Here is a 4,578-nt window from a genome sequence, read left to right as displayed (position 1 = left end):
TGAACAAGGAGTTACCCGATGAGCGTTTCGGTGTCCGTGCCGACGATCCTGCGTCCGGTCACCAAGGGGGAGAAGACCGTCTCCGCCGAGGGCTCCACCCTGGCCGAGGTGATCTCCGACCTGGACAGCCGCTACACCGGGCTCGGTGACCGGCTGATCAAGAACGGCTCCCTGCACCGGTTCGTCAACGTCTACGTCAACGACGAGGACGTGCGCTTCACCGGCGGGCTGGAGACCGCGATCGCCGAGGGCGACAACGTGACGATCCTGCCGGCCGTCGCCGGAGGCGACAGTCGAGCCGCCGTGGCCGGCGGGACCCGCTGAGGGCTCGACCGAACCGGTGACGCGGTACTCCAGCCTGGTCGACGCGGTCGGCGGCACGCCCCTGGTGGGGCTGCCGCGGCTGTCGCCGTCGCCGTCGGTGCGGCTGTGGGCCAAGCTGGAGGACCGCAACCCGACCGGCTCGATCAAGGACCGTCCCGCGCTGGCCATGGTCGCCCGCGCCGAGGCGGACGGCCGGTTGCGGCCGGGCTGCACCGTCATCGAGCCGACCAGCGGCAACACCGGCATCTCGCTGGCCATGGTGTGCCGGGTCAAGGGCTACCGGCTGATCTGTGTGATGCCGGAGAACACCTCCGAGGAACGCAAGCTGCTGCTGCGGGCCTACGGCGCGCAGATCATCTCCTCGCCGGCGGCCGGCGGCTCGAACGCCGCGGTCGCCATGGCCAAGGAGCTGTCCGCCGACCATCCCGACTGGGTGATGCTCTACCAGTACGGGAATCCGGACAACGCCCTGGCCCACTACGAGACCACCGGTCCCGAGCTGCTGGCCGACCTGCCGAGCATCACCCACTTCGTCGCCGGTCTGGGCACCACCGGCACGCTGATGGGCGTCGGGCGGTTCCTGCGGGAGAAGGTGCCGGACGTCGCGATCGTGGCCGCCGAGCCCCGGTACGGTGAGCTGGTCTACGGCCTGCGCAACCTCGAGGAGGGGTTCGTCCCGGAGCTGTACGACGCGTCCGTGCTGACCTCCCGCTTCTCCGTCGGGCCGGACGACGCGGTGCGCCGGACCCGGGAGCTGCTGGAGGTCGAGGGCATCTTCGCCGGCATCTCCACCGGGGCGATCCTGCACGCGGCGCTGGGCATCGCGGCCCGGGCCGTCCGTGACGGCGTCGAGGCCGACATCGCCTTCGTCGTGTGCGACGGCGGCTGGAAGTACCTGTCCACCGGGGTGTACGACGCCGGCGACGACACGCAGGCCGCGACCGGCCTGGAGGGCCAGCTCTGGGCCTGAGCCGGCCGGGCACGTGAGGCCGCCATCCGGCGCGAGGGTCAGGGTTTCCCCGGATCCCCGGGTCGTGACGCGTCCGTAGCCTGGAGGCATGACCTCGCCGTCGCCGTTCGGCTCGTCCGGTTCCTACGTTCCCCCGTCGTACGGAGTCACGCCGTCCGGTGCGGCTGCGCCGGCCCGCAAGCGGGTGCTGCCGGAGAACCTGCGCACGGCGGTCGTGGTGGTCGGCTCACTGGCCGTGGTCATGGTCGTCGTGCAGATCGTCAACTGGGCGATGGGCTACCGCCTCGACCAGTTCGGCATCGAGCCCCGCAGCTGGTCCGGCCTGTGGGGCGTGCTGACCGCGCCGCTGATCCACGGTTCCTGGGCCCACCTGTGGTCCAACCTGGTGCCGTTGGTGATCATGGGGGTGCTCATCACCGTCGGCGGGCTGCGCCAGTTCGTCGCGGTCACCGCGCTCGTCTGGCTCATCTCCGGGCTCGGCGTCTGGCTCGTCGCGCCGGCCCTCAGCGTCACCGTCGGGGCCTCGGGGGTGGTCTTCGGGTGGCTGACCTTCCTGATCGTCCGGGGGATCTGGACCCGGACCTGGCCGCACATCCTGCTCGGCCTGGTGCTGCTGGTGCTGTACGGCAGCCTGTTCTGGACCGGCATCGTCCGGGTGGCGGCGGCCGATATCACCGGGGTGGTGACGGTGTCGTGGCAGGCGCACCTGTTCGGTGCGCTGGGTGGGGTACTGGCCGCGTTCCTGGTCGGCCGGGCCGACCGGCAGCGCCGGGCCGTGGCCGCCTGAGGCGGTAGCGTCGGATCCGTGAGCTCCGCCGGGAACAGGGACGTCAGCGCGCCGATCGGCATCTTCGACTCCGGAGTCGGCGGGCTGACCGTCGCCCGGGCGATCATCGACCAGCTGCCGGGGGAGCGGGTCCGCTACGTCGGCGACACGGCCAACGGCCCGTACGGTCCGCTGCCGATCGCCCAGGTGCGCCGGCATGCCCTGGCGGTGGCCGACCGGCTGGTCGACAGCGGCGTGAAGATCCTGGTCATCGCGTGCAACACGGCCTCGGCGGCCTGCCTGGCCGACGCCCGTGAGCGGTACGACGTCCCGGTCGTCGAGGTGATCCGGCCCGCCGTCCGGCGGGCGGTCGCCGCCACCCGGACCGGTGAGGTCGGGGTGATCGGGACCTCGGCCACCATCGCCTCCGGCGCCTACCAGGACGCCTTCGACGTGACGCCGGGCATCACCGTGCACCCGGTCGCCTGCCCGTCATTCGTCGACTTCGTCGAGCGCGGCATCACCTCGGGCCGGCAGGTCATCGGGCTGGCCCAGGCCTATCTGGGTCCGCTGCAGCGCACCAACCTGGACACCCTGGTGCTCGGCTGCACCCACTACCCGCTGCTGACCGGGGCGCTGTCGCTGGTGATGGGGGACGGAGTGACGTTGGTGTCCAGCGCCGACGAGACCGCCCAGGACGTCTACCGCAAGCTGACCGAGCTCGATCTGCTCGCGCCCGGGCCCCAGCCGCCGGGTCCGCACGAGTTCCTGGCCACCGGCGACCCGGCGCCGTTCCTGCGGCTGGGCCGGCGCTTCCTCGGCCCGGAGATCGGATCGGTCGTCGAGCTGGGCGCTCCCGTCGGCTGACCACACGTCAACGACGGAAATGTGATGATTCCCGCAGCAACCTCGAACGAGGCGCACCGGGAGTAACCCGGGAAACGGAATTCTGGCCCCAGGCCCGGCAATCGTCCGTGGTCGGCGTCACTCCCGGTGTTCCAGCCATGTGAATTTCGTCGTCCCGACCCGCTCGGTGGCCGGTTGGACATTCTCTGTCACCTACAGTGATGTGTGCGGAAGTGCGCCAGCGTCGGCGGATCGATCGCGGCCCGCCGAGGGAACCGCGCCATGTCCCTGCTTCCGCCCCACGGGGTCCACGTCGACCCGAGCGCACCGAACGGTTCGACCGAGCGTCGCCGGAGCGGGCCGTGCCTGGCGCGGTTCCGTTTCCGCGAGCCCTGACTTCGGCTGAGAGGTCGTGACGATGCAATCCCAGGACGACGACTGTCGCCTCCACCTTTCGCCCGCCGATCCCACCGATGCGGTGGCCGCCCTCGTCGCCGCCGCGCCGGCCGCCGCCCCGCTCGGCCGGCCGACCGACGCCCCTGCCGACCGCACGGTCGATCGTCCGCTCGACCCGGATGCGCTCCGGCGGATGCGCTCGGCCACCCGGGCCGTTCTGGACGATCGGGCCGGGGCCGCCCGGGCCGAGGTCGAGCGCTTCCGGGCGACCGGCTCCCGCATGCTCGACATCGATCAGGACCGGGTCCGACAGGCCCATGCCGGGCGCACCGTGCTGGTGACCGGGGGGACGGGCTGCATCGGCTCGGTCCTGGTGCGGTTGCTCCGCGAGAACGGCGCGGCCCGGGTGGTCTCGATCAGCCGTGGCCGGACCGTGGGCTGGCCGCGCACCGAGGGCGTGGAGTACCGGCGGCTGGACGTCCGGCAGCGCGACGCCGTCCGTGATCTGATGGCCGAGCTGCGGCCGGACATCGTCTACCACGTCGCCGCCCAGCACGACCCGGGCCTGGCCGAGCAGTTCGTCGCCCGCACCGTCTCCACCAACGTCACCGGCACCGTCAACGTCGTCGACGCCTGCCGATCCGTGGGCGGGATGCACCTGGCCTTCGCGTCCACCGGCAAGGCCCTGCGGCCGTTCAGCCGGGACGTCTACGCCGGGTCCAAGAAGATCTCCGAGTGGATCATGCGCAACGGCGTGGCCGACACGGGGGCCGGCGCCGACCTCACCGGGTCGGCCGTCCGGTTCACCCACATCGTCGACAACTCGATCATCCACCGCCGGCTGCGCGACTGGTGCGCCGGCGACGCCGTGGTCCGCCTGCACGACGCCGGCACGATGTTCTACGTGCAGTCGGCGCTGGAGGCGGCCCAACTGCTGATGGGGTCCGTCCTCGACGCGGCCCCCGACCGGCTGGGACTGGACGCGATCACCGACCTCGGCTGGCCGGTCTCCCTGCTCGACCTGGCCGTCGGCGTCATCGCCGAGACCGGGTCGTCCTCGGCCATCCACGTCTGCGGGCACGATCCGGGCTACGAGCGCAGCCCGTATCCGGCGCTGTACGACCCGCTCGCCTCCGGCGAGCGCAGCCCGCTGTTCAGCTCGTTCGAGGTCGCCGATCTCGTCGACGCCCCCGGCTGCCAGAGCGTGGACCGGCTCCGGCTGCGCCCGCTGGCCGACCAGCGGGCGCAGGACGGCCTGACCGCGCTCACCGCGGCG

The 4,578-nt window shown here is 72.1% G+C and carries 5 protein-coding genes; all 5 read left to right on the top strand.

Annotated features, from left to right (window positions below):
* The first annotated feature begins 18 nt into the window (after positions 1-18).
* The gene (locus ACOJUF_RS03075; protein WP_420120396.1) at positions 19-324 is read left to right on the top strand and encodes a MoaD/ThiS family protein; all 306 of its coding nucleotides are present in this window, start codon (positions 19-21) and stop codon (positions 322-324) included.
* A gap of 16 nt (positions 325-340) precedes the next feature.
* Positions 341-1,294, top strand: coding sequence for a PLP-dependent cysteine synthase family protein (locus tag ACOJUF_RS03070; protein ID WP_420120395.1), 954 nt, complete (start codon positions 341-343; stop codon positions 1,292-1,294).
* 88 nt (positions 1,295-1,382) lie between these two features.
* Entirely contained in the window at positions 1,383-2,081 is a 699-nt protein-coding gene (locus tag ACOJUF_RS03065; protein WP_420120394.1) for a rhomboid family intramembrane serine protease, read from the top strand.
* Between the two features lie 18 nt (positions 2,082-2,099).
* Complete coding sequence (gene murI, locus ACOJUF_RS03060; RefSeq protein ID WP_420120393.1) at positions 2,100-2,927, top strand: glutamate racemase; 828 nt, start codon at positions 2,100-2,102, stop codon at positions 2,925-2,927.
* Positions 2,928-3,324: 397 nt separating this feature from the next.
* The coding region (locus ACOJUF_RS03055; RefSeq protein WP_420120397.1) for an NAD-dependent epimerase/dehydratase family protein at positions 3,325-4,578 on the top strand (1,254 nt) is incomplete at its 3' end.

Origin of the sequence: Nakamurella sp. (assembly GCF_048594475.1) — a bacterium.
Classification (GTDB): domain Bacteria; phylum Actinomycetota; class Actinomycetes; order Mycobacteriales; family Nakamurellaceae; genus Nakamurella.
This window is presented reverse-complemented; position numbering and strand designations above follow the sequence as displayed.

What these genes read in the sequence shown, in the direction of transcription:
- ACOJUF_RS03075 (WP_420120396.1), top strand. Translation starts at nt 19, where the DNA reads ATGAGCGTTTCGGTGTCCGTGCCGACGATCCTGCGTCCGGTCACCAAG.
- ACOJUF_RS03065 (WP_420120394.1), top strand. Translation starts at nt 1,383, where the DNA reads ATGACCTCGCCGTCGCCGTTCGGCTCGTCCGGTTCCTACGTTCCCCCG.